The organism is Pseudomonas sp. NPDC089569, assembly GCF_050280625.1.
Classification (GTDB): Bacteria; Pseudomonadota; Gammaproteobacteria; order Pseudomonadales; family Pseudomonadaceae; genus Aquipseudomonas.
In genome coordinates this window covers 1-24,940 of sequence record NZ_JBNNVQ010000087.1, presented here as the reverse complement: position 1 = coordinate 24,940, position 24,940 = coordinate 1, and the positions used below count along the sequence as shown (strand labels likewise).

The window sequence follows — 24,940 nt, the reverse complement described above, 5'->3', positions numbered from 1 at the left end:
GGTCGAATAGACGAACTCCATGTCGAACGGAGGATCCTTGCGCATCAGGATCACATCCAGATCGCTGAGCAACGTGTCCTGTTCGGCTTCCAGCAACTGCTGTGTATACGGATGTTGGGGGGCGGCAAAAATGCTTTGCGCGTCTCCCTGTTCGACCACTTGGCCATGCTTGACCACCATCAACTGGTGGCTCAGCGCCTTGACGACAGCCAGGTCATGGCTGATGAACAGATACGTCAGGTTGTACTTGTGTTGCAGTGAACGCAGTAGCTCCACCACTTGGCGTTGAACGGTCCGGTCGAGGGCCGAAGTCGGTTCGTCCAGTAGAATCAACGCCGGTTTTAGCACCAATGCCCGGGCAATGGCGATTCTCTGCCGTTGCCCTCCGGAAAATTCGTGGGGGTAGCGGTGCCGGGTTTCCGGATCCAGGCCTACCTCCCTGAGTGCTGCAATAATCGCTTGTTCCTGTTCGGCCTCGGTGCCGATCTTGTGTATCCGCAGGCCTTCGCCAACGATCTGGCTGACGCACATCCTTGGGCTCAGGCTGCCGAACGGGTCCTGAAACACCACCTGCATTTCCCGGCGCAACGGCCTGACCTGTTGTTGCGTCAGGCAGTCTAGCTGCTTGCCTTCAAAACGTATGACGCCCTGGCTGCCAATCAGGCGCAGGATCGCCAGACCCAGCGTCGATTTGCCGGAACCGCTTTCGCCCACGATGCCCAGGGTCTGGCCCTGGGGCAGGCTGAAATTGATACCGTCAACCGCCTTGACGTAATCCACCGTGCGCTTGAGCAGGCCTTTCTTGATCGGGAACCAGACTTTCAGGTCCTGTACCGCCAGCAATGGCGGGCCGATTACGTTGCCCGCCGGCGCCCCACCGGGCTCCGCTGCCAGCAGAACCCGAGTGTACGGATGCTGCGGCGCGCGGAACAGCTCTTCGCACGATGCCTGTTCGACGATGCAACCGCGCTGCATGACACATACTCGATGCGCAATTCTTCGTACAAGGTTCAAATCGTGACTGATCAGTAGCAGCGCCATGCCCAGTCGGGCCTGCAATTGCTTGAGCAATTCGAGGATTTTCAGCTGAACGGTCACGTCCAGTGCCGTGGTCGGCTCGTCTGCAATCAGCAGTTCCGGCTCGTTGGCCAGGGCCATGGCGATCATGACCCGCTGGCGCTGGCCGCCGGACAGCTCATGGGGCAGGGCCTTGAGCCGCTTGTGCGGCTCGGGAATGCCGACCATCTCCAGCAGCTCCAGGGTGCGCTTGGTCGCCACCTTGCCGACCAGGCCCTTGTGGATGCCGAGCACCTCGTTGATCTGCTTCTCGATGGAGTGCAGGGGATTGAGGGAGGTCATCGGCTCCTGGAAGATCATCGCGATCCGGTTGCCACGGATGTGGCGGATGGTTTTTTCCTTCAGGTTCAGCAGGTTCTGCCCGGAGTATTCGATGGTGCCCGATGGGTGCCGGGCGAGCGGATAGGGCAACAGGCGCAGAATCGAGTGGGCGGTGACCGATTTGCCGGAGCCGCTTTCGCCCACCAATGCCAGGGTTTCGCCGCGCTTGATATCGAAGCTGACGTTTTCGACCACGCGCTGGCGATGTTCGCCGACGACGAATTCGACGGCGAGGTCGCGCACTTCGATCAGATTGTCCTGATTCATTTCACTTCCTCGGGTCGAAGGCGTCGCGAGCGGACTCGCCGATGAACACCAGCAGGCTCAACATCAGCGCCAGCACCGCAAAGGCGCTCATGCCCAGCCAGGGGGCCTGCAGGTTGGATTTGCCCTGTGCGACCAGTTCGCCCAGCGACGGACTGCCGGCCGGCAGACCGAAGCCCAGGAAGTCCAGGGCGGTCAGGGTGCCAATGGCGCCGGTCAGGATGAACGGCAGGAACGTCATGGTCGAGACCATGGCATTGGGAAGGATATGGCGAAACATGATCGGGCCATTCTGCATGCCCAGTGCCCGCGCCGCACGCACATATTCAAGGTTGCGTCCGCGCAGGAACTCGGCACGAACCACGTCCACCAGGCTCATCCAGGAAAACAGCAGCATGATGCCCAGCAGCCACCAGAAATTGGGCTGGACGAAGCTGGCGAGAATGATCAACAGGTACAACACCGGCAGGCCGGACCAGATCTCCAGAAAGCGCTGGCCGGCCAGGTCGACCCAGCCACCGTAGAACCCCTGCAACGCCCCGGCAACCACGCCGATGATCGAGCTGAACAGGGTCAGCGTCAGGGCGAACAATACCGAGACACGGAAGCCGTAGATCACCCGTGCCAGGACGTCGCGTCCCTGGTCATCGGTGCCCAGCAGGTTGTCCGCCGAGGGCGGTGCCGGGGCCGGAACCTTCAGGTCGTAGTTGATGCTCTGGTAGCTGAACGGAATCGGCGCCCACAACACCCAGGCGTCCTTTGCCTTGAGCAGTTCGCGGATATACGGGCTCTTGTAGTTGGCCTCCAGCGGGAACTCTCCGCCGAAGGTGGTCTCCGGATAGCGCTTGACTGCCGGGAAGTACCAGTTGTTGTCGTAGTGCACGACCAGCGGCTTGTCGTTGGCGATCAGTTCGGCACCCAGGCTCAGGCCGAACAACACCACAAACAGCCACAGCGACCACCAGCCACGCTTGTTGGCCTTGAACAGTTCCAGGCGTCGGCGATTGAGCGGGGACAGGTTCATCTCAATGCTCCCGGCTTTCAAAGTCGATGCGCGGATCGACGAAGGTGTAGGTCAGGTCGCCGATCAATTTCACCACCAGCCCCAGCAAGGTAAAAATGAACAGCGTGCCGAACACCACCGGGTAATCGCGGTTGATGGCGGCTTCGAAACTCATCAGGCCGAGGCCGTCGAGGGAGAAAATCACCTCCACCAGCAGCGAGCCGGTGAAGAAAATGCCGATGAAGGCCGACGGAAAACCGGCAATGACCAGCAACATGGCGTTGCGGAACACATGGCCGTACAACACCCGGCGATTGGTCAGCCCCTTGGCCTTGGCCGTGATGACGTACTGCTTGTTGATTTCGTCGAGGAAGCTGTTTTTGGTCAGCAGGGTCATGGTCGCGAAGTTGCCGATCACCAATGCGGTCACCGGCAGTGCCAGGTGCCAGAAGTAATCGAGGATTTTGCCACTCATGCTCAGTTCGTCGAAATTGTTCGAAGTCAGCCCGCGCAACGGGAACCAATCCAGGTAGCTGCCGCCGGCAAACACCACAATCAGCAGGATGGCGAACAGAAACGCCGGGATGGCATAGCCGACGATGATCGCCGAACTGGTCCAGACGTCGAAGTGGCTGCCGTGTCGCGTGGCCTTGGCAATGCCCAGCGGGATCGACACCAGGTACATGATCAGCGTGCTCCACAGCCCCAGGGAGATCGACACCGGCATCTTTTCCCTGATCAGGTCGATGACCTTGGCGTCGCGGAAAAAGCTGTCGCCGAAATCCAGGCTGGCGTAGTTCTTGACCATGATCCACAAGCGTTCCGGCGCCGATTTGTCGAAGCCGTACATGTGCTCGATTTCCTTGATCAGTGCAGGGTCCAGGCCCTGGGCTCCGCGATAGGACGAGCCTGCCACCGATACTTCCGCACCGCCGCCGGCGATGCGGCTGGTGGCGCCCTCGAAGCCTTCGAGCTTGGCGATCATCTGTTCCACCGGACCACCGGGAGCGGCCTGGATGATCACGAAGTTGATCAGCAGGATGCCGAACAGGGTCGGAATGATCAGCAGCAGTCGCCGAAAAATATACGCCAGCATCTGATTACTCCGTGCCCGCAGGGTCGGCTTGCAATTTGGTTTCGACCTCTATGGCCGGTTTCGCATCGGGCTTGACCCACCAGGTGGCCGTGCCGATGTCATATTTGGGCGAGACCTGCGGATGACCGATATGGTTCCAGTACGCCACGCGCCAGGTTTTGATGTGCCAGTTGGGTATCACGTAATAGCCCCATTGCAGCACTCGATCCAGTGCCCGGGCGTGAGCGACCAGGCTTTTTCGCGAATCGGCGTTGATCAGTTGTTCGACCAACTGGTCCACCACCGGGTCTTTCAGGCCCATGGAGTTACGGCTGCCGGGTTTGTCGGCGGCCGCGGTCATCCAGAACTCACGCTGTTCGTTACCCGGTGAATTGGACTGCGGGAAGCTGCCGACGATCATGTCGAAATCCCGCGAGCGTACACGGTTGACGTATTGCGACACATCGACCCGGCGGATGACCAGCTCGATGCCCAGGTCGCTCAGGTTGCGCTTGAACGGCAACAGCACCCGTTCGAATTCGGTCTGGGCCAGCAGGAACTCGATGCTCACCGGCTTGCCGGTGGCGTCGACCATCTTGTCATCGACAATGCGCCAACCGGCCTCTTGCAGCAATTGCCAGGCCTTGCGTTGCTGGGTGCGGATCATGCCGCTGCCGTCGGTGACCGGGTTCTGGAAGGCTTCGGTGAACACTTGCTCGGAAATTTTTCCGCGAAACGGTTCGAGAATCTCCAGCTGATCGGTATCGGGCAGTCCGGTCGCGGCCATTTCCGAGTTTTCGAAGTAGCTGCGGGTGCGTGAGTAGGCGCTGTTGAACAGTTGCTTGTTGGTCCATTCGAAGTCCAGTAACAGGCTCAGGGCCTGGCGCACGCGTACGTCCTGGAACACCGGGCGACGCAGGTTGAACACGAAGCCTTGCATGCCGGTGGGGTTGCCGTTGGGAATCTGCTCCTTGATCAGGCGTCCTTCGGTGACCGCCGGGATGTTGTAGGCGTTGGCCCAGTTTTTCGCGGTCATTTCCAGCCAGTAATCGAACTGTCCGGCCTTGAGACCCTCCAGGGCCACGGTATTGTCGCGGTAATAGTCGGTGAGCATGACATCGAAGTTGTAGAAACCACGGTTGACCGGCAGGTCCTTGGCCCAATAGTCCTTGACCCGCTCGTAGCGCACCGAGCGTCCGGCTTTCACTTCGGTGACCCTGTACGGGCCGCTGCCCAGCGGGATTTCCAGGTTGCCCTTGTTGAAATCGCGGGTCGCCCACCAGTGCTTGGGCAACACCGGCAATTGGCCGAGGATCAGGGGTAGCTCACGATTGTTCGAATGCTTGAACTTGAACAGCACGGTCAGCGGGTCTTCCGCGATCACATCGTCGACGTCGCTGTAGTAGCCACGGTACATCGGCGCGCCGTCCTTGATCAGGGTCTGGAAGCTGAACACCACATCTTCGGCGCGGACCGGATGGCCGTCATTGAAACGTGCCTCCGGACGCAAGTAGAAGCGCACCCAGTCGTTGTTCGGGGCCTTTTCAATCTTGCCGGCGATCAGGCCGTACTCGGTAAAGGGCTCATCCAGGCTGTGCCGGGTCAGGGTGTCGTAGATCAAGTCGATATCGTTGGCCGACACGCCCTTGCTGATGAACGGGTTGAGGCTGTCGAACCCGCCGAAACCGGCCTGGCGGAAGGTACCGCCCTTGGGCGCCTGCGGGTTGACGTAGTCGAAGTGCTTGAAGTCGGCCGGGTATTTCGGTGGTTCGTTGTACAGGGTCAGGGCATGTTGCGGGGCGGCACAGGCCAGTCCGGCGAACAACAGGGCGCTGGCCTGCAAGAGCAGGGCGCTGATGGGTTTCATCGATCTTTCTCCGAAGATTTCAGCCACCATGCGCTCAGGCCCAGCGTGTAGGGCGGCGTGGTGACGAAGGCGAACCGGTTGCGGTAAGCCAGGCGGTGATAATTGAGGTACCAGTTGGGAATGATGTAGTGCTGCCACAGCAGCACCCGGTCCAGGGCCTTGCCGGCGGCGACTTGTTCGTCGCGGGTCCTGGCTGCCAACAGTTGATCGAGCAGCTGATCGACCACCGGGTTGGCAATGCCTGCGTAATTCTTGCTGCCCTTGATGGCGGCCTGACTGGAATGGAAATACTGCCACTGCTCAAGGCCAGGACTCAGGGTCTGGTTGAGGGTCATCAGAATCATGTCGAAATCGAACTGGTCGAGGCGCTGTTTGTATTGAGCGCGATCGACCGTGCGCAACCGCGCATCGATGCCGATGCTGGCCAGGTTCTCGACGTAGGGCTGAAGAATGCGCTCCAGGTTTGGATTGACCAGCAGGATTTCCAGGTGCAACGGTTGACCGGCGGCGTTCTGCAGGCGTTGGCCGTTGAGTTTCCAGCCCGCTTCGGCGAGCAGGCCCAGTGCCTTGCGCAGGGTATCGCGGGGAATCCCGCGCCCCTGGGTCTGCGGCAGGGTGAACGGCTCGGTGAACAGCCTGGCAGGCAATTGCTCACGCCAGGGTTTGAGCAACAGCCATTCTTGACCGACCGGCAGGCCGGTGGCGGAGAATTCGCTGTTGGGGTAGTAGCTCATGGCGCGTTGGTAGGCGTTATCGAACAGTGTGCGGTTGGTCCACTCAAAGTCGAACATCAGCCCCAGCGCTTCACGCACTTTGACCTGGGATAGGGTCGCACGACGGCTGTTCATGAACAGACCCTGACTCTGGGTCGGTATCTGGTGCGGCATCTGCGCCTTGATGACTTCGCCCCGGCGTATGGCCGGAAAGCCATAGCCGGTGACCCAGTTTTTCGCCTGGTGCTCGATATAGATATCGAACTCGCCGGCCTTGAACGCTTCGAACGCCACGTCGCTGTCGCGGTAGAACTCGACTTCCATGCGGTCGAAATTGTACTTGCCGCGATTGACCGGCAAGTCCTTGCCCCAATAATCCTTGACGCGTTCGAACACGATCTGTCGCCCAGGCGTCACCGAGGTGATGCGATACGGGCCGCTGCCCAGTGGTGGTTCGAAGGTCGTGGCCTTGAAGTCGCGGCCTTTCCAGTAATGTTGCGGCAGTACCGGTAGCTCCCCCAGACGCAGGATCAGCAATGGATTGCCGGCGCGCTTGAACACGAAGCGGATTCGCTGGGGTGTGAGAATGTCGACCCGTGCCACTTCCTGCAGGTTGGTACGGTACTGAGGATGTCCTTCCTTGAGCAGCAAGCGGTAGGAAAATGCCACGTCATGGGCGGTGATCGGCGTGCCGTCGTGGAACCGCGCTTCGGGGCGCAGATTGAACACGACCCAGCTGCGGTCTTCGCTGTACTCCACCGATTGGGCGATCAGGCCATAACTGGAGGTCGGCTCGTCGCCGGACGGCGCGTACAGCCCTGTGCCCACCATCAGTGGCTCGTTGAGCTCATTGATGCCGTATTGCAGGAAGTTCGGCGTGGTGACCGGGCTGGTGCCCTTGAAGGTGTAGGGGTTGAGCGTATCGAACGTGCCAAACGCCATCACCCGCAACGTTCCGCCCTTGGGCGCTTGCGGGTTGACCCAGTCGAAGTGGGTGAATCTGGCCGGGTACTTGAGTGTGCCGAACTGCGCATAACCGTGGCTTTCGCTGATCGTCGCGCTTGCGGTGGAGCTCAAGGCCAGGCTGATCAGGAGCAGGAGGAGGGGACGCTTCAAGTAAGAAATCCGATCCAGGCGGCTTGGGCTTAGTGATCCGTACAGTAACAGCTTGTCTGGGCAGGAAAAAGACAAGAGCCCGATGCGTCAGGCCGGTCGTTCCCGTATTGAACACCGCAGTCTTTACAGGCGCGAGCCTGCTCGCGATGGGGCGGCAAATTCAGCATCCATGTTGGCTGATACGCCGCTATCGTCGGAACACCGCCCGAAGCAGGTCGTGCCACGGCATTTGCGCATTTCCAGCATTGCACAGGCAATAAAAAAGCCCCTGGATTCAGGGGCTCATTGTTTAGTGCGGGTTCGAGACCGTCAGCATCTGACCGGGTTTGAGTGCCTGGCCGACACGCGGGTTCCAGCGCTTGAGATGTTGCATCTCGACGTTGAAGCGCTTGGCGACGATGGCCAGCGAGTCGCCTTGCTGAACCTTGTATTGCGTCTGTGGTTTTTTCGACTTGGTCCCGGAGTTGGCTGCGACCACGGTGTTGATGCGTCCCGGGCTGCGCTTGCTGGTGTCCTGCATGACCAGGGTCTGCCCGACCTTGAGTTTCTTGCCGGACAGCTTGTTCCAGCGTTGCAGGTCCTTGATATCGACATCGTTGGCCTTGGCGATGGAGCCCAGGCTGTCGCCGCGCTTGACCCGGTAGTTGCGCTTGACGCTGGCGACTTCCGTACGGTCGGCGCCTTCGAATACCGGCTTGAGCGGTTTCTTGCTGATCAGCTCTTCCGGGCGCATGGTCTGCAGACTGGTGGTCAGCAGTTGCGCCTTGGAAGTCGGCACCAGCAAATGCTGGGGGCCGTCGATGGTGGTGCGTTGCTTGAAGGCCGGGTTGAGCTGGAACAGCTCGTCTTCGTCGATATTGGCCACCGCGGCAACCTTGGACAGGTCCATGCGCTGGTTGATCTCGACGACCTTGAAATACGGTTCGTTGGCGATCGGGTTGAGGTTCACGCCATAGGCTTCCGGCGCCATGACCACTTGCGAGAGTGCCAGCAACTTGGGGACATAGGCCTGGGTTTCGGCGGGCAGCGGCAGGTTCCAGTAGTCGGTTGGCAGGCCAAGCTTTTCGTTACGCTCGATGGCCCGGCTGACCGTGCCTTCGCCGGCGTTGTAAGCGGCCAGCGCCAGCAACCAGTCACCGTTGAACATGTCGTGCAGGCGGGTCAGGTAGTCCATTGCCGCGGTGGTCGAGGCGGTGATGTCGCGACGGCCATCATAGAAGCGGGTCTGGCGCAGGTTGAAGTAGCGGCCGGTGGACGGAATGAACTGCCAGAGTCCAACCGCGTCAGCCCGGGAATAGGCCATCGGGTTGTAGGCGCTTTCGATGACCGGCAGCAGTGCCAGCTCCAGCGGCATGTTGCGTTCTTCGAGGCGCTCGACGATGTAGTGAATGTACAGGCTGCCACGTTCCCCGGCGTTTTCGAGGAAGGAGGGGTTGCTGGCGAACCACAGGCGTTGTTGCTCGATACGCGGGTTGACGCCCAGGCCATCCTGCAACTGGAAGCCCTGGCGCATACGTTCCCAGACGTCTTGCGGAATCTGCGGGCTCGGCTTTTCACTGAGCCACACAGGCTTCTGCTTGGCACGCGCGGCAATATTCGAAGTGTGTGCCGCATCGGTTTGCGGCACATGGCTGGAACAGCCCGCCAATGTCGCGGACACGACCACCGCTATGGCTTGTGCCAGGCGGGTCAAGGCGTCCGAACTGATGGCATTGCGAATAGGTGACGACATTGGCTGAACGTTAGTTCCGGGCAAAAATGTCGGGCGATTCTAGAAAGCGCACCCCACGCGGTCAACCTTCGGGCATTTACCAGCCGTCAAGCGGGCGGTTTAGAACGTGTCTTTCCACGCCCTCAGCGCAGCAAAAACCATATCGGGCTTGGAGTTATCGGTGCCGGTCCGTTCGTCCGCTTTTTGTTTAACAGATGTTTCACCGGTACGTAGAAACGGGTTTGTGCGTTTTTCAAGGTCCAGTGTGGAGGGCAGCGTAATGATCCCTGCCTCCCGTTGGCCGGTGACAGTGGCCAGTCGGTCGAGGACGTCGGGGTTTTGCGGTTCGACGGCGGCGGCAAAGCGCAAATTGCTCAGGGTGTACTCGTGGGTGCAGTAGACCTGCGTATCCCCGGGCAGGGCCGCCAGGCGAGACAGCGAGGCATGCATCTGCCCGGGCGTTCCCTCGAACAGGCGCCCGCAACCGGCGGCGAAGAGGGTGTCGCCACAAAACAGCCAGCCGCGGTGATAGTAGGCAATGTGCCCAAGGGTATGGCCGGGCACGGCGATGACGGCAAATTCATGACCCAGTACGGTGATGCGATCGTTGTCCCGAAGCGCCACGTCCCGGGCCGGAATGGTTTCGCTGGCCGGACCGTAGACCTTTGCGTCCGTCGCTTTCTTCAGCAGTTGGACGCCGCCGACGTGGTCATGATGATGGTGAGTGATCAGAATATCGCTCAACACCCAGCCCGGATTCGCCGCGAGCCAGGCCTGCACCGGCGCGCAGTCGCCCGGATCGACCACGGCGCAGCGTCGGCTGTCGGTGTCTTGCAACAACCAGATGTAGTTGTCGGTGAAGGCGGGCAGGGCAGTGATCTGTATCATGGTCGAATTCGCCAAGCGGAAAACAATGGCGCATCTTAGAGCTTCCTGGTGCGTTGGAGAATGCAATGACCGATAAAGCGTTCGCTCAGGCCGACCCTGACTGGCTGACGTTGATCAGCGCGGCCCGCGAGTGGCTGTCCGGCCCGCTCGGGCAGTTTTTGCTGGATGAAGAGCGGCGCATGCTCGAAGAGGAGCTGGGCCGTTTTTTCGGCGGCTACCTGGTGCATTACGGCCCGTCGGCCCAGACACCGCCGTCGGCACCGCAGGTCCAGCGCAATGTGCGCCTGGGCGCCCCCTTGCCGGGTGTCGAAATAGTCTGTGAAGAGCAGGCCTGGCCATTGAGCGAACATGCCGCCGATGTCGTGGTGCTGCAGCACGGACTGGACTTTTGCCTGTCCCCTCATGGGCTTCTGCGTGAAGCGGCCAGCAGTGTGCGGCCTGGCGGGCATCTCTTGATCATCGGGATCAACCCCTGGAGCAGTTGGGGCTTGCGTCATGTATTTGCCCACGATGCGCTGCGCAAGGCCCGTTGCATTTCGCCGTCGCGAGTGGCGGACTGGTTGAACCTGCTGGGCTTCGCGCTGGAGAAACGCCGCTTCGGATGCTATCGTCCGCCCCTGGCTTCTCCCGCCTGGCAGGCCCGTCTGGCCGGTTGGGAAAGCATGGCCGGTCAATGGCAACTGGCCGGTGGCGGCTTTTATCTACTGGTCGCGCGCAAGATCGTGGTGGGCCTGCGTCCCGTCCGTCAGGAGCGCCGCGAACCGATGGGCAAGTTGATCCCGTTGCCAATGGCCAAGGTCAACCGCCGCCGTATCGAACCCTGATACTTCACTTCATATTTGCGGCCGGGGCTGCCCCCGGCCCCGGGCGTTGTCGATTTCCGATCGGCAGGCCACCGCAACTTCCGGAAAGACTGGCATGAGCGATAGCGTAGAACTGTTCACCGATGGCGCCTGCAAAGGCAATCCCGGCCCAGGCGGCTGGGGCGCGTTGCTGGTGTACAAAGGGGTTGAAAAGGAACTCTGGGGGGGCGAGGCCAACACCACCAACAACCGCATGGAGTTGATGGGGGCGATCCGTGGCCTGGAGGAGCTCAAGCGTCCCTGTGACGTATTGCTGGTGACCGACTCCCAGTATGTGATGAAAGGCATCAACGAGTGGATGGCCAACTGGAAAAAGCGTGGCTGGAAAACCGCCGCCAAAGAACCCGTCAAGAATGCCGACCTGTGGAAGATGCTCGACGAGCAGGTCAATCGCCACAACGTCACCTGGAAGTGGGTACGCGGGCACATCGGTCACCACGGCAACGAACGGGCCGACCAGTTGGCCAACCGGGGCGTGGACGAAGTGCGCGGGATCAGGCAGGCCTGATTTTCTGCCTGAGCCTGTAACCGTGTTGCTGCCTTCGCGAGCAGGCTCGCTCCCACAGGTCTTTCACTTCTGACCGGTGTGGGCACGATCTACCTGAAGACCCCGGCGAGCATGTTAGTATCGCCCCCTTTTTTACACGATTGACCGATTGAGAGCTGAGCACTGATGGCCACCAGATCCGTTGTACTCGACACCGAAACCACCGGCATGCCGGTGACCGACGGCCACCGGATTATCGAAATCGGTTGTGTCGAGCTGATGGGGCGACGCCTGACCGGCCGGCATTTTCACGTTTATTTGCAGCCGGATCGTGAAAGCGATGAAGGCGCCATCGGCGTACACGGCATCACCAACGAGTTCCTGGTGGGCAAGCCGCGTTTTGCCGAGGTGGCTCAAGAGTTCTTCGAGTTCATCCAGGGCGCGCAACTGATCATCCACAACGCGGCGTTCGACGTTGGTTTCATCAACAACGAATTTGCCCTGATGGGGCAGCACGATCGCGCGGACATCACGCAACACTGCTCGATCCTCGATACGCTGATCATGGCCCGGGAACGTCACCCGGGTCAGCGCAACAGCCTCGACGCCCTGTGCAAGCGCTATGGTGTCGACAACTCCGGCCGTGAACTGCACGGCGCCTTGCTCGACTCCGAGATTCTCGCCGACGTCTACCTGGCCATGACCGGCGGCCAGACCAGCCTGTCCCTGGCTGGCAACGCGTCGGATGGAAGCGGTACCGGTGACGGTTCGGGCAGTCAGGCTTCCGAAATTCGCAGGCTGCCCGCCGACCGCCAGCCGGGGCGCATCCTTCGTGCCACGGAAGAAGAGCTGGCCCAGCACGCGGCACGCCTGCAAATCATCAGTAAATCCGCAGGCGGGCCGGCGCTGTGGGTGCAGTTGGCCGAAGCGCAGGCTCAGGCCTGAGGCGCGTCAACCGTCACATCCTGCACATGCGCCTGTCGACCCGTTTTGGGGCACGGTGCTCGCCACATCCGCTGCAACGCTCTACCCTGAGGTGATTGGCAGGTTCCGGCCTGCCGCCTCAGGACACTGAGCGTCATGTATAAAGATCTGAGATTCCCGGTCCTGATCGTCCATCGCGACATCAAGGCCGATACGGTCGCCGGCGACCGCGTGCGGGGGATTGCCCGGGAGCTGGAGCAGGAAGGATTCAGTATCGTCTCGGCCATGGATTACGCCGAGGGGCGCCTGGTCGCTTCGACTCACCACGGCCTTTCCTGCATGTTGATCGCGGCGGAAGACGCCAGCGGCCACGCTCATTTATTGCAGAACATGGCCGAGTTGATCGGACTGGCACGAGTCCGTGCGCCGGACTTGCCGATCTTTGCGCTGGGTGAGCAAGTGACCCTGGAAAATGCGCCGGCCGACGCCATGGCCGAACTCAATCAACTGCGCGGGATACTCTACCTGTTCGAAGATACCGTGCCGTTTCTGGCGCGGCAGGTGGCGCGAGCGGCGCGCAAGTACCTGGACGGCTTGCTGCCGCCGTTTTTCAAGGCGCTGGTGCAGCATACCGCCGACTCCAATTATTCCTGGCACACCCCCGGGCATGGCGGGGGTGTGGCGTATCACAAGAGTCCCGTGGGGCAGGCCTTCCATCAGTTTTTCGGGGAAAACACCCTGCGTTCGGATTTGTCGGTATCGGTGCCGGAGCTGGGCTCGCTGCTGGACCACACCGGACCGCTGGCCGAAGCCGAAGCCCGTGCCGCTCGCAACTTCGGCGCCGATCACACCTTTTTTGTGATCAACGGCACCTCAACCGCCAACAAGATCGTCTGGCACTCGATGGTCGCGCGCAATGACCTGGTGCTGGTGGATCGCAACTGCCACAAGTCGGTATTGCATTCGATCATCATGACCGGCGCCATCCCCTTGTACCTGTGTCCGGAGCGCAACGAGCTGGGCATCATCGGCCCGATTCCGCTGAGCGAGTTCAGTCCGGCGTCGATCAGGGCCAAGATCGATGCCAGCCCGCTGACCCAGGGCATGGCGCCCAGAGTCAAATTGGCCGTGGTCACCAATTCGACGTACGACGGCCTCTGTTACAACGCCGAACTGATCAAGCAGCAACTGGGCAACAGTGTCGAAGTGCTGCACTTCGATGAAGCCTGGTACGCCTACGCGGCGTTTCACGAGTTTTTCGCCGGGCGTTACGGCATGGGCACTTCCCGTAGCGAACACAGCCCGTTGGTATTCACTACCCACTCCACCCACAAGCTGCTGGCGGCGTTCAGCCAGGCGTCGATGATTCATGTGCAGGACGGTGGTGCGCGGCAACTGGACCGTGACCGATTCAACGAAGCTTTCATGATGCACATCTCCACGTCGCCGCAGTACGGCATCATTGCGTCGCTGGATGTGGCTTCGGCCATGATGGAAGGTGGCGCAGGATGTTCGCTGTTGCAGGAAATGTTCGATGAGGCCCTGAGTTTTCGCCGGGCGCTGGCCAATCTGCGTCAGCACATTGCCGCCGACGATTGGTGGTTTTCCATCTGGCAGCCGCCGACGGTCGAAGGCATCGACCGGGTGGTGACCCGTGACTGGCTGTTGCAACCGGCGGACGACTGGCATGGCTTTGGCGACGTCGCCGACGATTACGTGCTGCTCGATCCGATCAAGGTGACGCTGGTGATGCCGGGCCTGACCGCGGGCGGTGCGCTCAGCGAGCGGGGTATTCCGGCGGCTGTGGTCAGCAAGTTCCTCTGGGAGCGTGGGCTTGTGGTGGAAAAGACCGGTTTGTATTCGTTTCTCGTCCTGTTTTCCATGGGCATCACCAAGGGTAAATGGAGCACGCTGCTCACCGAACTGCTGGAATTCAAGCGCAGCTACGACGCCAACGTCAGTCTGGCAACCTGCCTGCCTTGTGTGGCGCAACAGCACCCTGCACGCTATCAGGGCATGGGGTTGCGCGACCTGTGTGACCAGTTGCACGCCTGTTATCGCAGCAACGCCACGGCCAAGCACCTCAAGCGCATGTACACGGTGCTGCCTGAAATCGCCATGAAACCGGCCGATGCGTACGACCAATTGGTGCGCGGTGAAGTCGAAGCGGTATCGATCGATGCCCTGGAGGGACGAATCGCCGCGGTGATGCTGGTGCCGTATCCGCCGGGAATTCCGCTGATCATGCCCGGCGAGCGTTTTACCCAGGCGACCCGCTCGATCATCGACTACCTGGCATTCGCCCGTACCTTTGATAGCAGTTTTCCGGGGTTCGTCGCCGATGTGCATGGCTTGCAGCACGAAGACGAGGGTAATGGACGGCACTACACAGTCGATTGCATCAAGGAATGAGGAGCTCTACCTGTATGGAACCGGTCAAGAACCCGCATCACCCGGGATTGTCGGTACGTGTGGCCGACGAAGGCTTTGCCGCCTACATCTGGCGCAGTGATTTCAGTTTTGAAGTCGCCGCCTACGGCGCGCCGCAAATAGGCCGGCCGGTCGACCAGTGGCCGGTGACGCCGATCGTGCCCTATCGCAAATGCTATGGCATCGATCCCGAAGAATTCAGCAGCTTTCGCGACAGGGTCGACAGTGCGATTTTCATGGCCTGGCTCGATGGCGAGCCGGTAGGGCATCTGGTGATCAGCACCAACTGGAACGGCTTTGCCCATATCGATGAACTGGCAGTCCATGCCCCGGCCAGGCGTCATGGCGTAGCCAGAGCGTTGCTGGATGTGGCGCAGTTCTGGAGCCGCAAGAAGAAACTGCCCGGCATCATGCTCGAAACCCAGAACAACAACCTGGGCGCTTGCCGGTTATATGAGCGTTGCGGTTATGTGGTCGGTGGCATCGACCATATGCGCTATCGGGGGATCGACCCCAATACGGCTGAGGTGGCCGTGTTCTGGTATCGGATGTTCGACAATCCGCTGGAAAATCCGATCAGCTCCCCAGCATCGCCGCGGCTTGTTCCGTGATGATCCCCAGCAGGCTCTGCGCGGCAGGCGAGGGCTCGCCGTTCTTCAGGCTCAGGGCATAGACGCTGACCGGGACGGCAGGCGCCAGCGGGCAGCTGTCGAGCCCGGCGGCCTTGGCACCCTGGGCCGTGAAAGGGTCGACGATGGCCAGGCCCTCACCGGCCTCGACCATACTGCGCATCATCTGGTGTGTCTGAACCCGTGTCTGAATCACCGGCGCCGGACGCAAGGCATGCAGTTTGTGCTCCAGGGCCGGGCTCAGCGGGTCATGACCCTCCAGGCCGACCATTGCCTGGCCGGCCAGGTCCTGAAGAGAGATGTACTTCTGTTTCGGTTGCAGCCAGCCATGGGGAGCAAGCAGTTGCAGTTTGCCTTGGGCAATCGGCTGGCAATGAATGTCGCTGCGATCAGGATCATGCAGGCTCAGGCCAAGGTCGCTCTCGCGCAGCAGAAGGCTTCTGACAATCTCACGGGTGGGTTGGCTCAACAGGGTGCAAGGGACGTCAGGCAGGCGCCTGCGCAATGCCGCGATACTTTGCGGCAGCAACTGCTGGGCCAGGGGCGGGGTGCAAATGATGCGTAACGGCGGGGCCAGGTATTGTCGCAGGCTGCTGGCCAGGCGTTGCACCGGTTCGAGCGCATCGTAGACGCGGCAGATTTCGACCTGCAACTCCCGCGCCTCACGGGTCGCCTGCAAGCGTCCGCGCACGCTGGAGAACAGCATGAACCCCATCTGATCCTCGGCCTCGCGCAGAATGCGTTCGACTTCGGTCACCGGCAGCTGCAGCCATTCGGCGGCGGTGCCCAGGTGACCGGTCTGCAGGAGCGCCTGGATCACTTCGATATGGCGTAAACGCATGCGTGAAGTCCATGTTCAGCAGGAGAAGGAGTCAGTGCCTGAATCCTAACCCAAGTCCGCGCATATGACTTACGCTCATAACGTCGAGTTATGAAACGACGTTCGTTTCCGGCTCACGGGTCAGGGTGATGCCGGATTGCACCAGTTGAAAGGCGTTTTCATCGAGCTTGTTCACGCGATCGCCAATGGCCAGCTTGTAGGTGATCACCGGCGTCGAGCCTGTCGAGCCGTCCGCCGACAGTGGGAATTCCTGAAACTCGTGGACGGGATAAATGCGGCCTTCCGCGTCTCTTGCATGGAACTGACGGACGAATACTGCTGCCATCTGCTTAGAACCTCTGGAGATAAATCACTCAATTTGCGGTGGGATAGACCGCGACTGAGCTCGGTAAGTTTTCCTACAGGAAAAAAATAATCCGGGACGGCGTTTTCAGTCGCCCTGTGCCTGAAACCTCATCTATAACTACAAGCTCTTTCCTTCGGACAGTCGAGAATCTTCCATGAGCAACGTCTATTCGATCGCCGTCCTGGTCGGCAGCCTGAGAAAGGATTCGATCAACCGCAAGGTCGCCCTGGCCCTGGTCGACCTGGCTCCCGCCCATCTCAATCTCAGGATTGTCGAAATCGGCGACCTGCCGCTTTATAACGAAGACATCGATGGTGCGTCGCCGCCGGCAGCCTACAGCACTTTCCGCCAGCAGGTGCGTTCATCCGACGCAGTGCTGTTTGTGACCCCGGAATACAACCGCTCGGTGCCGGCACCGCTGAAAAATGCCATCGACGTGGGGTCTCGCCCGTACGGTAAAAGCGCCTGGAGCGGCAAGCCCGGTGCGGTGATCAGTGTTTCGCCGGGTGCGATTGGTGGTTTTGGCGCCAACCATCACTTGCGCCAGTCCATGGTGTTTCTCAACGTGCCGATGATGCAGCAGCCGGAGGCTTATCTGGGGGGCGCGGGCTCGGCCTTCGATGAGGCGGGCAGGCTTTCGGAGTCGGTCAAGCCGTTCCTGCAAAGCTTCATCGATGCCTATGGACAGTGGGTGGCGCAACACAAGAAGGAGTGATGATCATTGGCCGGCGCTGCGGCCTACGAAGCGCCGGCCAGGTGACGACAGATAGTCGACTCCATTTCCGACAGCCAGGCAGCGGTTTGCGCTGCTGTTGGCTGCGCAGTGACGCAATAGCGACGGCCACCCCAGGCCATGATGACCCAGGCATCGATGGTTGCCTGCGACGGTTGTGCAGGCAGGTCGGTACACGAAGAGAAGGCTTCGCGCCATTTGCCGGTCAGCTCTTCAAACACTCTTCGATGATGCTTGGGTTCGGCGATCTGGTGTTCGATAAGCGATACCGCGTGGCAGAACAGCGGTTGGCTGGCGTCGTCGGGATTGCAGGTCAGCCTGACAAGACGCCCGACCCGGGTGGACCAGTCCAGGTCGGCAGGCTGGATGACCGATTCATCGATCTCTTTGAAAAACACGTCCAGTCGATGGCGTATGTAACCGGACAGTAGCGCTTCCTTGCTTGGGAAATAGTCGTACAGCGTGCCGATGGCAACGCCTGCCTCCAGCGCCACCTCGCGGGTGGTCAGTCCCGACCAACCGTCTCGCATCCAAATCCGAACAAAAGCCTGGTAAATCGCCTCGACGGTAAAGATTGCCCGCGCCTGGGTCGGCCGTTTCAGCGGTTTTGCACGGGCATTGAGGGTGGGCAATCCGCCCTTGCTGTTTCCGAACCCGCTCTTCATCGCCAGCCACTACTCTGTTGTTACCCGCCACTGAAGCAGCAGGAGATTGAAGGATGCAAAGCATGAGCACGGTAACACGGCTGATTACCCGTAAAAACGCTCTTGATCAGGGGCGAGTGGAGCAAGAACAACGCAGCCTGGTGGCGGCCGCTGGCGAGGTGATCGTGAAAATCGAGCGATGTGCACTGACCACCAACAACATTACCTATGCCGCCTACGGCAATTCGATGAACTATTGGGGGTTCTTTCCTACCGGACTGGCCGAATGGGGTCATATCCCGGCCTGGGGGTTTGCCGATGTGGTTTCTTCGCAGGTTCCGGGTATCAAGGTGGGAGAGCGCTTCTACGGCTACTTCCCGATTGCCAGCCACCTCTGGATGCGCCCGGAGCGTGTCACCGAGCGTGGTTTCTACGATGGCGCCGAGCACCGTATCGGCTTGACTTCGGCCTACAACCAATACACTCGTTGCAGCTGGGATGCGTACTACAGCCCCGAAACCGAAAACCTGCAGATATTGCTCAAACCGCTGTTCCTGACATCTTCCATGCTCGCCGACTTCCTCCAGGACAAGCAGTTTTTCGGTGCGACACGCCTGGTTTTCTCCAGTGCTTCGAGCAAAACCGCCTTCGGCACGGCGGTCTGCCTTGGCAAGCACCCGGCTCTGGAGCGTGTGGCGCTGACGTCGGCCGGCAACCAGGCGTTTGTCCGCAGCCTCGATTGTTATGAACAAACGGTGGCCTACGAAGAGCTGGCGAGCCTGGCCAACGATCGTCCAACCCTCTATGTGGATTTTTCCGGCGATCTGGAATTACGCGACCGGGTGCACCAGCATTTTTCCGGAAATTTGATCTACAGCTGTTTTGCCGGATCGGCACAAAGCACCCACGAAGCACGATTGACAGCCATCGAGGGGCCGCTGCCTGTGTTCTTTTTTGCACCGGTGCAGATCCGCAAGCGCAACGCCGATTGGGGGCCTGAAGGCGTGAGTCAGCACATAGGAGAGGGGCTGCTGGCGTTTTTCCGGAAAATGGCGAGCCGTGAAAAAGCCTTGCTGGATGTTGTGGAAAGCCATGGTTTCGAGGCTGCGCAGGAGGTGGTTTCACGCCTGTTTCACGGGCGTATCGCGCCTGCTGAAGGGCATGTGATCCGCTTGTGAGGCGTCTGCCTCTGCAGTAACCCGGTGGCCGGCTGTCATTCCTGCTTTCCAGGGCGATAGGCTGCTCTCTCTGTGGGGGCAAGCGGCCACCGCTCAAGATCAGTCTTGCCCCGGTACATTCGGCCAGAGATCAGCCACCAGAAACAGCCGTTCGGCTTCTTCCCAATCGCCATGGGCATTTTCCGTCAGCCGCACCAGCAATTGCGCAGGTGCGACTGAGGGCAGATCGTCAAGCCAAGCATTCAACTGTTCGGTACTCCAGGTTTGCCCGGCGGGGTAATGTGCCGGCGCCAGCCAGGCGTGGCGGGGCAGGGGTTGCCAGCGACCGGAGGGGCTTTGCGCGACGAATTGCGCCCAGTCCCGCTGGTGCAGCCAGCGACCGCGCAGGTGCTGTGGATGCACGCCCAGTGGCGATGCCGCCTGACCCGGCCACGGATACAGCAAATAACCGCCCAGCCACAAATGCGCGCTGAATTGGCGAATGCCCAGCTCGGCCAGCACTTCACGGCTTTCCGGGCGTGCGGAAATCGGCAGTTGATGCTGACTCAGGTGCGTCAGTTTGCGGTCCAGCCGATCGTGGCAGCCCGGACCGAGCCATTGCGCGGTGTCCTGGCCGTCGCCACGCTGCGGGCCCAGATAGAGCTTGATTGCCAGCTCCAGGTGATGCACGCCGTCGCGATCACGCAACAACATGTCCAGCTCGCCCAGTGTATGGCCTTCACGGCGGATAGGCATGTTGGCGGCAAGCAGTTCGATGCCGGGCGCCTGTTGCACTGCAAATTGCCACAGGCGCTCATAGTAGAGACCCAGGCGCCGGGTGCGGGCCTGGGCCAGCCAGTGCAGGAGCCCGTAGCTGTCGTGGTCCAAGCGGCGCAACCAGCGCTCCAGCCGTTCCGGTGCCTGCACCCAGTCGCTGCCGGCCAATGGATGGCGTTGCGGCCACGGCGTGTCGGCGAGCATGGGCGGTGCCAGGATGACCCATGCCAGATCGCGCACTTCAGGGTGACGCAACTGATGGGGCAACTGCAGCAAATCTGGAAATAGGATCATCTTGCGAGCATAGCCTCAAACAGGAGTACATCCTTGTCGCTGAAAGGATTTTGTCTATCCCCAGCTTTCGCCCATAATCGTGCTTTTGGCCGCCGCAGAGCTTAGGGACCCCATGGAGCAATTTCGCAATATCGGCATCATCGGTCGCCTGGGCAGTTCTCAGGTGCTGGATACCGTCCGCCGGCTGAAACGGTTTCTGCTCGATCGTCACCTGCATGTGATCCTCGAAGACACCATCGCCGAAGTCCTGCCGGGCCATGGCCTGCAAACCTCCTCGCGCAAGATGCTCGGTGAAGTCTGTGACATGGTGATTGTGGTCGGCGGTGATGGCAGCCTGCTGGGCGCGGCACGGGCGCTGGCACGGCACAATATTCCGGTTCTGGGCATCAACCGTGGCAGCCTGGGGTTTCTGACCGATATCCGCCCCGATGAGCTGGAAATCAAGGTTGCCGAGGTGCTCGACGGTCATTACCTGGTCGAGAACCGTTTTCTGTTGCAAGCCGAAGTGCGCCGCCATGCCGAGGCCATCGGCCAGGGCGATGCGTTGAACGACGTGGTGCTGCATCCCGGCAAATCCACGCGGATGATCGAGTTCGAGTTGTACATCGACGGCCAGTTTGTCTGCAGCCAGAAGGCCGACGGCCTGATCGTCGCCACGCCCACCGGCTCCACGGCCTACGCGCTTTCGGCGGGTGGCCCGATCATGCACCCCAAGCTCGACGCCATTGTTATCGTGCCGATGTACCCCCATACCTTGTCGGGCAGGCCGATCGTGGTCGATGGCAACAGTGAGCTCAAGATAGTCGTGTCCAAAGATATGCAGATTTATCCGCAAGTTTCGTGTGACGGGCAGAACCACTTTACCTGCGCGCCCGGCGATACCATCACCGTCAGTAAAAAGGCCCAGAAGTTGCGGCTGATCCACCCGCTTGACCACAACTACTACGAGGTTTGCCGGACCAAGCTCGGCTGGGGCAGCCGGTTGGGTGGTGGAGGCGACTGATGCTCGATCCCGCGCGTAGCTACGACCTGATCGGTGACGTGCACGGATGCGCTCTGACCCTTGAGCATTTGCTTGACCGGCTCGGTTATCGCAAACAAGGTGGCGTCTGGCACCATGCCTCGCGCATGGCCGTGTTCGTGGGTGACATCATCGACCGCGGTCCGCGGATTCGTCAGGCCCTGCACATCGTCCACGACATGGTCGAGGCCGGCCAGGCGCTGTGCATCATGGGTAACCATGAGTTCAACGCATTGGGTTGGGCCACACCGGCGCTGCCCGGCAGCGGCAAGCAATTCGTGCGTGAACACACGCCGCGCCATGCCCGACTGCTGCATGAAACCCTGACTCAGTTCGAAAACCATCCGGCGGACTGGCATGACTTCCAGCAGTGGTTCTATGAACTGCCGCTGTTCGTCGATGCCGGGCGCTTCCGGGTGGTGCATGCCTGTTGGGACGCCGGCCTGATCCAACCGCTGCGGGCACTGTTTCCCGATGGTTGCGTCGATGAACATTTCCTCCAGGCGTCGGCCATGTCCGGCAGTTTCGCCTGCACCGTGTTCGACCGCCTGCTGCGCGGTACCGACATGCGCCTGCCCCATGGCATGACCATGACCAGCGGCGATGGCCTGACCCGTTCGTTCTTTCGCACCAAGTTCTGGGAAGACGATCCGCAAACCTATGGCGACATCGTGTTCCAGCCCGATGCACTGCCCGATCCGGTCGCTCGTACGCCGTTGACCTCCACCGAGAAAGACATGCTGTTGCGCTATGGCATCGATGAGCCGCTGCTGTTCGTTGGCCATTACTGGCGCAGCGGCAGACCGGCCCCCATCCGTCCGAACCTCGCCTGCCTGGATTACAGCGCCGTGCTCTACGGAAAACTGGTCGCCTATCGCCTGGACCAGGAAACGCGCCTCGACCCCCATAAATTCGTCTGGGTCGATGTCGAACGGCCGGAGGTGCTGCAATGACGGCCGTGGCGGTATTGCGCCTTCCTCTGGCGGTGGATTTGAGCGGTTTCGTCAAGTTGCTGCAGCGCATGCAGGTGCCGCACCGTGTCAGCGAAGAAGCGGGCGAGCAGGTGCTGTGGGTGCCGCACAACATCAGTGAAGACGTGCGCGCCCTGTATGAGCGTTATCCGGCCGGCGATCCCGACCAGTTGCTGGAGGTTCCAGTGGCACGCACGGTTCGCCGGCCAAGCCTGGCCGAGCAGGTCCGCCACGCCAGGGCAACCGCGGCCGTGCTGGTGCTGAGCCTGCTGGTGGGCGCGCTGACCCTGCTGGGTGACAACTTCGCCACCCTGCGCTGGTTGACCTTTCTCGATTTTCGCGTCGTCGGCGACTACATCCATTTCACCCCCCTGGCCGACAGCCTGGCGGCAGGGCAGTGGTGGCGCCTGGTGACACCGATGCTGATTCACTTCGGCGTCCTGCACCTGACCATGAACGGCATGTGGTACTGGGAGCTGGGGCGCCGCATCGAATCGCGTCAAGGCAGCATCAACCTGCTCGGCCTGACCTTGCTGTTCAGCCTGGCGTCCAACTACACCCAATATCTATTCAGCGGCCCGAGCCTGTTCGGTGGATTGTCCGGGGTGCTGTACGGCCTGCTGGGACACTGCTGGATCTTCCAGTTGTTGTCACCGAGCGCGGCCTATCGCCTGCCTCGGGGCGTGCTGGCGATGATGCTGATCTGGTTGCTGGTGTGCCTCACGGGCGTGATTTCGCTGATCGGCTTCGGTGAAGTTGCCAACGCGGCCCATGTCAGCGGGCTGCTCGTCGGATGCCTGACCGGATTGTTGGGTGGTTTGTACAACCGCCGTAAACTGGCCGCCTGAAATCGTCATGAAATATCCAGAACACGGAGATTCAATGTCCTCTTTTAACGAAATGATCAAGAACATCACCCCGGATATCTACCGGAGCCTGAAACTGGCCGTGGAAATCGGCAAATGGTCCGACGGTGGCAAGCTCACCGCCGAACAACGCGAGCTGTCGCTGCAAGCGATGATCGCCTGGGAAATCCAGAACCTGCCCGAGGAAGAGCGTACGGGCTACATGGGGCCACAGGAATGCAGCTCCAAGTCGATCGAAGTACCCAATATCCTGTTCAAGTCGGATGCCATCCATTGATCGAGATTGGCCGCGGTGCAATCAGCAAAATGTCGGCGCGCCTTGACGGGTCGAACGTGCAATATGCCTTTCGTCTTGGCGACGTCGAGGTTCCGGTCAATCCGTTGATCGGCACCAGGGTTCGTCTGGAATACCTGGGTGCGATCCATTGCATCCATTGCGGGCGCAAGACCAAGACCAGTTTCAGCCAGGGTTACTGCTACCCGTGCATGACCAAGCTGGCCCAATGTGATGTGTGCATCATGAGCCCGGAGCGCTGTCACTTCGACGCCGGCACCTGCCGCGAGCCGGAGTGGGGGCAGAAGTTCTGCATGACCGATCACATCGTCTACCTTTCGAATTCGTCTGGGGTGAAGGTCGGGATCACCCGCGCCACCCAGCTGCCGACCCGCTGGATCGATCAGGGTGCCAGTCAGGCGCTGCCGATCATGCGCGTCGCCACGCGTCAGCAGTCAGGCTTCGTCGAAGACCTGCTGCGCAGTCAGGTCGCCGACAAGACCAATTGGCGCGCCTTGCTCAAGGGCGATGCGGCGCCGGTGGACCTGGCACAGGTTCGCGACCGGTTGTTCGACAGCTGCGCCGACGGGCTACTCGCGTTGCAGGAGCGATTCGGGTTGCAGGCGATCCAGCCCGTGACCGATGTCGAGCCGCTCGAGATCCGTTACCCGGTCGAGCAGTACCCGGGCAAGATTGTCAGCTTCAACCTGGACAAGCAGCCGATTGCCGAGGGCACGTTGACGGGGATCAAGGGCCAGTACCTGATCTTCGATACCGGCGTGATCAATATTCGTAAATACACGGCCTACCAGCTCGCCGTGCATCAGTAAGGACTCCAGCATGCGCACCGAACAACCGAAGATGATTTACCTCAAGGACTATCAGGCCCCCGAGTACCTGATCGACGAAACACACCTGACCTTCGAGTTGTTCGAGGACCACAGCCTGGTCCATGCGCAACTGGTGATGCGCCGCAACCCCGAGCGTGGGCCGGGCCTGCCGCCGCTGGTACTGGACGGCCAGCAACTGGATCTGCTGTCGGTCACCCTGGCCGACCGCGAGCTCTCCAGCGCGGACTATCAACTGACCGAGAACCACCTGACGCTGCACCCGACCAGTACCACGTTCACGGTCGATACCAGTGTGCGTATTCACCCCGAAACCAACACCGCGCTGGAAGGCCTGTACAAATCCGGCACGATGTTCTGTACCCAGTGCGAGGCCGAAGGCTTCCGCAAGATCACCTATTACCTCGACCGTCCGGACGTGATGAGCACGTTCACCACCACCGTGGTCGCCGAGCAGCACAGCTATCCGGTGTTGCTGTCCAACGGCAACCCGGTGGCCAGCGGTCCGGGCGAGGACGGCCGGCACTGGGCGACCTGGGAAGACCCGTTCAAGAAGCCGGCGTACCTGTTCGCGCTGGTGGCCGGTGACCTGTGGTGCGTGGAAGACACGTTCACCACCATGACCGAGCGCACCGTGGCGCTGCGCATCTACGTCGAGCCGGAAAACATCGACAAGTGCCAGCACGCCATGAACAGCCTGAAGAAGAGCGCCGCAGGGTTGATGTGTGCACTGACTGCCGCCGGTCGCGGACGCAAGGTGCTGTTGCTCGACCATGCCAACAAGGCCGGCAAGAAAATCC

At 60.7% G+C, this 24,940-nt stretch carries 23 protein-coding genes and 1 pseudogene; 13 read left to right on the top strand and 11 right to left on the bottom strand.

Translation table 11 applies throughout. From position 1 onward, the window contains the following. The 7 genes from ACQKP2_RS24900 to gloB form a co-directional block, all read right to left on the bottom strand. A partial coding sequence (locus tag ACQKP2_RS24900; protein ID WP_427580325.1) for an ABC transporter ATP-binding protein occupies positions 1–1,665 on the bottom strand: 1,665 nt, incomplete at its 3' end. Between the two features lies 1 nt (position 1,666). Then, the gene (locus ACQKP2_RS24895) at positions 1,667–2,686 is read right to left on the bottom strand and encodes an ABC transporter permease (protein WP_427580324.1); all 1,020 of its coding nucleotides are present in this window, start codon (positions 2,684–2,686) and stop codon (positions 1,667–1,669) included. A 1-nt stretch (position 2,687) separates the two neighbouring features. After that, the gene (locus ACQKP2_RS24890; protein ID WP_427580322.1) at positions 2,688–3,761 is read right to left on the bottom strand and encodes a microcin C ABC transporter permease YejB; all 1,074 of its coding nucleotides are present in this window, start codon (positions 3,759–3,761) and stop codon (positions 2,688–2,690) included. A 4-nt stretch (positions 3,762–3,765) separates the two neighbouring features. Beyond that, the gene (locus ACQKP2_RS24885; RefSeq protein ID WP_427580321.1) at positions 3,766–5,607 is read right to left on the bottom strand and encodes an extracellular solute-binding protein; all 1,842 of its coding nucleotides are present in this window, start codon (positions 5,605–5,607) and stop codon (positions 3,766–3,768) included. Further along, on the bottom strand, positions 5,604–7,418 hold the full coding sequence (locus ACQKP2_RS24880; protein ID WP_427580327.1) for an extracellular solute-binding protein: 1,815 nt from the start codon (positions 7,416–7,418) through the stop codon (positions 5,604–5,606). Before ACQKP2_RS24880 ends, ACQKP2_RS24885 begins: the two co-directional genes overlap by 4 nt. Positions 7,419–7,725: 307 nt before the next feature. After that, complete coding sequence (locus tag ACQKP2_RS24875; protein WP_427580319.1) at positions 7,726–9,168, bottom strand: transglycosylase SLT domain-containing protein; 1,443 nt, start codon at positions 9,166–9,168, stop codon at positions 7,726–7,728. A 99-nt stretch (positions 9,169–9,267) separates the two neighbouring features. Beyond that, positions 9,268–10,035: a hydroxyacylglutathione hydrolase gene (gloB, locus tag ACQKP2_RS24870; RefSeq protein ID WP_427580318.1), complete on the bottom strand. Its 768-nt coding sequence runs from the start codon at positions 10,033–10,035 to the stop codon at positions 9,268–9,270. Positions 10,036–10,100: 65 nt separating this feature from the next. On the opposite strand from gloB, the gene ACQKP2_RS24865 reads away from it, so the two are divergent. The 5 genes from ACQKP2_RS24865 (at position 10,101) to ACQKP2_RS24845 (ending at position 15,350) form a co-directional block, all read left to right on the top strand. Next, a complete protein-coding gene (locus ACQKP2_RS24865; RefSeq protein ID WP_427580316.1) occupies positions 10,101–10,859 on the top strand; it encodes a methyltransferase domain-containing protein in 759 nt (252 codons plus the stop codon). 94 nt (positions 10,860–10,953) lie between these two features. After that, positions 10,954–11,406 (top strand): ribonuclease HI, encoded by a 453-nt coding sequence (rnhA, locus tag ACQKP2_RS24860; protein ID WP_427580315.1) that lies wholly within the window; start codon positions 10,954–10,956, stop codon positions 11,404–11,406. 165 nt (positions 11,407–11,571) lie between these two features. Further along, complete coding sequence (gene dnaQ, locus ACQKP2_RS24855; protein ID WP_427580314.1) at positions 11,572–12,330, top strand: DNA polymerase III subunit epsilon; 759 nt, start codon at positions 11,572–11,574, stop codon at positions 12,328–12,330. A 135-nt stretch (positions 12,331–12,465) separates the two neighbouring features. Beyond that, entirely contained in the window at positions 12,466–14,721 is a 2,256-nt protein-coding gene (locus tag ACQKP2_RS24850; protein ID WP_427580312.1) for an Orn/Lys/Arg decarboxylase N-terminal domain-containing protein, read from the top strand. A gap of 14 nt (positions 14,722–14,735) precedes the next feature. After that, complete coding sequence (locus ACQKP2_RS24845) at positions 14,736–15,350, top strand: GNAT family N-acetyltransferase (protein ID WP_427580311.1); 615 nt, start codon at positions 14,736–14,738, stop codon at positions 15,348–15,350. On the opposite strand, the gene ACQKP2_RS24840 is transcribed toward ACQKP2_RS24845, so the two are convergent. Continuing rightward, positions 15,316–16,209 (bottom strand): LysR substrate-binding domain-containing protein, encoded by an 894-nt coding sequence (locus tag ACQKP2_RS24840; RefSeq protein WP_427580309.1) that lies wholly within the window; start codon positions 16,207–16,209, stop codon positions 15,316–15,318. The genes ACQKP2_RS24845 and ACQKP2_RS24840 overlap by 35 nt on opposite strands. An 88-nt stretch (positions 16,210–16,297) precedes the next feature. Continuing rightward, positions 16,298–16,534: a hypothetical protein gene (locus ACQKP2_RS24835; protein ID WP_427580308.1), complete on the bottom strand. Its 237-nt coding sequence runs from the start codon at positions 16,532–16,534 to the stop codon at positions 16,298–16,300. A gap of 175 nt (positions 16,535–16,709) precedes the next feature. Here ACQKP2_RS24835 and ACQKP2_RS24830 point away from each other — a divergent pair, with 175 nt between their 5' ends. Then, positions 16,710–17,270 carry an NADPH-dependent FMN reductase gene (locus ACQKP2_RS24830; RefSeq protein WP_427580306.1) on the top strand — a complete coding sequence of 187 codons (561 nt, stop codon included), beginning with the start codon at positions 16,710–16,712 and terminating at the stop codon, positions 17,268–17,270. Between the two features lie 23 nt (positions 17,271–17,293). On the opposite strand, the gene ACQKP2_RS24825 is transcribed toward ACQKP2_RS24830, so the two are convergent. Beyond that, positions 17,294–17,953 (bottom strand): TetR/AcrR family transcriptional regulator, encoded by a 660-nt coding sequence (locus tag ACQKP2_RS24825; protein ID WP_427580304.1) that lies wholly within the window; start codon positions 17,951–17,953, stop codon positions 17,294–17,296. Positions 17,954–18,006: 53 nt separating this feature from the next. On the opposite strand from ACQKP2_RS24825, the gene ACQKP2_RS24820 reads away from it, so the two are divergent. Further along, positions 18,007–19,110: a DUF2855 family protein gene (locus ACQKP2_RS24820; RefSeq protein ID WP_427580303.1), complete on the top strand. Its 1,104-nt coding sequence runs from the start codon at positions 18,007–18,009 to the stop codon at positions 19,108–19,110. A gap of 99 nt (positions 19,111–19,209) precedes the next feature. On the opposite strand, the gene ACQKP2_RS24815 is transcribed toward ACQKP2_RS24820, so the two are convergent. Continuing rightward, a complete protein-coding gene (locus tag ACQKP2_RS24815) occupies positions 19,210–20,160 on the bottom strand; it encodes a DUF1853 family protein (protein WP_427580301.1) in 951 nt (316 codons plus the stop codon). Between the two features lie 112 nt (positions 20,161–20,272). On the opposite strand from ACQKP2_RS24815, the gene ACQKP2_RS24810 reads away from it, so the two are divergent. The 6 genes and pseudogenes from ACQKP2_RS24810 to ACQKP2_RS24785 form a co-directional block, all read left to right on the top strand. Continuing rightward, positions 20,273–21,163 carry an NAD(+) kinase gene (locus ACQKP2_RS24810; protein WP_065261120.1) on the top strand — a complete coding sequence of 297 codons (891 nt, stop codon included), beginning with the start codon at positions 20,273–20,275 and terminating at the stop codon, positions 21,161–21,163. After that, positions 21,163–22,134 (top strand): metallophosphoesterase, encoded by a 972-nt coding sequence (locus ACQKP2_RS24805; RefSeq protein ID WP_427580299.1) that lies wholly within the window; start codon positions 21,163–21,165, stop codon positions 22,132–22,134. Before ACQKP2_RS24810 ends, ACQKP2_RS24805 begins: the two co-directional genes overlap by 1 nt. Beyond that, a complete protein-coding gene (locus ACQKP2_RS24800) occupies positions 22,131–23,000 on the top strand; it encodes a rhomboid family intramembrane serine protease (RefSeq protein WP_427580298.1) in 870 nt (289 codons plus the stop codon). Before ACQKP2_RS24805 ends, ACQKP2_RS24800 begins: the two co-directional genes overlap by 4 nt. Positions 23,001–23,034: 34 nt before the next feature. Further along, the gene (locus tag ACQKP2_RS24795; RefSeq protein WP_427580296.1) at positions 23,035–23,295 is read left to right on the top strand and encodes a YeaC family protein; all 261 of its coding nucleotides are present in this window, start codon (positions 23,035–23,037) and stop codon (positions 23,293–23,295) included. Next, positions 23,292–24,122, top strand: coding sequence for a DUF2797 domain-containing protein (locus ACQKP2_RS24790; protein ID WP_427580294.1), 831 nt, complete (start codon positions 23,292–23,294; stop codon positions 24,120–24,122). The genes ACQKP2_RS24795 and ACQKP2_RS24790 overlap by 4 nt, the downstream gene beginning before the upstream one ends. Positions 24,123–24,132: 10 nt before the next feature. Beyond that, positions 24,133–24,940, top strand: a pseudogene (locus ACQKP2_RS24785) (hypothetical protein); the annotation flags it as partial.

Coding starts and splice junctions, on each gene's coding strand:
- ACQKP2_RS24895 (WP_427580324.1), bottom strand. CDS start 2,686: ATGAACCTGTCCCCGCTCAATCGCCGACGCCTGGAACTGTTCAAGGCC.
- ACQKP2_RS24890 (WP_427580322.1), bottom strand. CDS start 3,761: ATGCTGGCGTATATTTTTCGGCGACTGCTGCTGATCATTCCGACCCTG.
- ACQKP2_RS24885 (WP_427580321.1), bottom strand. CDS start 5,607: ATGAAACCCATCAGCGCCCTGCTCTTGCAGGCCAGCGCCCTGTTGTTC.
- ACQKP2_RS24875 (WP_427580319.1), bottom strand. CDS start 9,168: ATGTCGTCACCTATTCGCAATGCCATCAGTTCGGACGCCTTGACCCGC.
- gloB (WP_427580318.1), bottom strand. CDS start 10,035: ATGATACAGATCACTGCCCTGCCCGCCTTCACCGACAACTACATCTGG.
- ACQKP2_RS24865 (WP_427580316.1), top strand. CDS start 10,101: ATGACCGATAAAGCGTTCGCTCAGGCCGACCCTGACTGGCTGACGTTG.
- rnhA (WP_427580315.1), top strand. CDS start 10,954: ATGAGCGATAGCGTAGAACTGTTCACCGATGGCGCCTGCAAAGGCAAT.
- dnaQ (WP_427580314.1), top strand. CDS start 11,572: ATGGCCACCAGATCCGTTGTACTCGACACCGAAACCACCGGCATGCCG.
- ACQKP2_RS24850 (WP_427580312.1), top strand. CDS start 12,466: ATGTATAAAGATCTGAGATTCCCGGTCCTGATCGTCCATCGCGACATC.
- ACQKP2_RS24845 (WP_427580311.1), top strand. CDS start 14,736: ATGGAACCGGTCAAGAACCCGCATCACCCGGGATTGTCGGTACGTGTG.
- ACQKP2_RS24840 (WP_427580309.1), bottom strand. CDS start 16,209: ATGCGTTTACGCCATATCGAAGTGATCCAGGCGCTCCTGCAGACCGGT.
- ACQKP2_RS24835 (WP_427580308.1), bottom strand. CDS start 16,534: ATGGCAGCAGTATTCGTCCGTCAGTTCCATGCAAGAGACGCGGAAGGC.
- ACQKP2_RS24830 (WP_427580306.1), top strand. CDS start 16,710: ATGAGCAACGTCTATTCGATCGCCGTCCTGGTCGGCAGCCTGAGAAAG.
- ACQKP2_RS24825 (WP_427580304.1), bottom strand. CDS start 17,953: ATGAAGAGCGGGTTCGGAAACAGCAAGGGCGGATTGCCCACCCTCAAT.
- ACQKP2_RS24820 (WP_427580303.1), top strand. CDS start 18,007: ATGCAAAGCATGAGCACGGTAACACGGCTGATTACCCGTAAAAACGCT.
- ACQKP2_RS24815 (WP_427580301.1), bottom strand. CDS start 20,160: ATGATCCTATTTCCAGATTTGCTGCAGTTGCCCCATCAGTTGCGTCAC.
- ACQKP2_RS24810 (WP_065261120.1), top strand. CDS start 20,273: ATGGAGCAATTTCGCAATATCGGCATCATCGGTCGCCTGGGCAGTTCT.
- ACQKP2_RS24805 (WP_427580299.1), top strand. CDS start 21,163: ATGCTCGATCCCGCGCGTAGCTACGACCTGATCGGTGACGTGCACGGA.
- ACQKP2_RS24800 (WP_427580298.1), top strand. CDS start 22,131: ATGACGGCCGTGGCGGTATTGCGCCTTCCTCTGGCGGTGGATTTGAGC.
- ACQKP2_RS24795 (WP_427580296.1), top strand. CDS start 23,035: ATGTCCTCTTTTAACGAAATGATCAAGAACATCACCCCGGATATCTAC.